Source organism: Prevotella sp. P5-108 (assembly GCF_002251385.1).
GTDB lineage: Bacteria > Bacteroidota > Bacteroidia > Bacteroidales > Bacteroidaceae > Prevotella.
The window spans coordinates 1-384 of sequence record NZ_NPJJ01000052.1 but is presented as its reverse complement, the minus strand read 5'-3'; the positions used below and the strand labels follow the sequence as shown (position 1 = coordinate 384).

Here is a 384-nt window from a genome sequence, read left to right as displayed (position 1 = left end):
CGTAGATAGGACAAATAAATATATTCGCCTGTCTTTCGCTCATACTTTCAGCTTTCTGTTTGTTGTTAGAAGTCTTGAACTTCTGTTCTACAGTCTTGCTTGTGTCAATATGTCAAAGATCTTTTCGGGGACATGCCCCGGAGTGGAGAATAACGGATTCGAACCGTTGACCCCCTGCTTGCAAAGCAGGTGCTCTAGCCAGCTGAGCTAATCCCCCATAATTGAGAGTAGCATTCTATCGGTCATCTTGTCGATGCGTAGTCCCAGGCAGACTTGAACTGCCGACCTCCACATTATCAGTGTGGCGCTCTAACCAACTGAGCTATAGGACTGTCTGACTCGGCGTTCAATTAACCTGTGGGCTTAACTGCGCCCAGTTTCTTT

The 384-nt window shown here is 46.9% G+C and carries 2 tRNA genes; both read right to left on the bottom strand.

The annotated features are described in order from the left end of the window. Nucleotides 1-143: 143 nt before the first annotated feature. Nucleotides 144-217, bottom strand: a tRNA-Ala gene (locus CIK95_RS10175). Between the two features lie 41 nt (nt 218-258). Then, nucleotides 259-332, bottom strand: a tRNA-Ile gene (locus CIK95_RS10170). Between the last annotated feature and the right edge of the window lie 52 nt (nt 333-384).